The 312-nt window shown below is 67.9% G+C and carries 1 pseudogene; it reads right to left on the bottom strand.

The features are described 5' to 3' along the window. Nucleotides 1-312: pseudogene (locus tag RCF13_RS03835) on the bottom strand (glycine dehydrogenase (aminomethyl-transferring)); the annotation flags it as partial.

The following is a 312-nucleotide window of genomic DNA, read 5'->3' as shown; positions in this document are numbered from 1 at the left end:
GCACCAGCGCGAACTCGGGCCAGGTGATGGGGATCATCTCGGCCGTGGCGTTCAGCTTCATGGTGCAGGAGCCCAGCGGGATCATGGTGCGGTCCAGCGCCAGGTCCTTGTCGGCGAGCTTGCGCAGGTAGCGCAGCATGTCGGTTTCCGACTGCACGCTGGAGAACACCGGATGCTTGAGGATGGCGCTTTCACGCGCCACCGCGGCGGGGATGCCGCCGGCCGCCTTGGCGTCCAGCGCGTCGATGTCCAGTTCGACGTCGTCGCGTTCCAGGCCGGCGGCGAACACGTTCACCAGCGCCTGCAGGTCGG

The sequence above is a fragment of the Stenotrophomonas maltophilia group sp. RNC7 genome, assembly GCF_030910085.1.
Taxonomy (GTDB): Bacteria; Pseudomonadota; Gammaproteobacteria; order Xanthomonadales; family Xanthomonadaceae; genus Stenotrophomonas; species Stenotrophomonas sepilia.
This window is presented reverse-complemented; position numbering and strand designations above follow the sequence as displayed.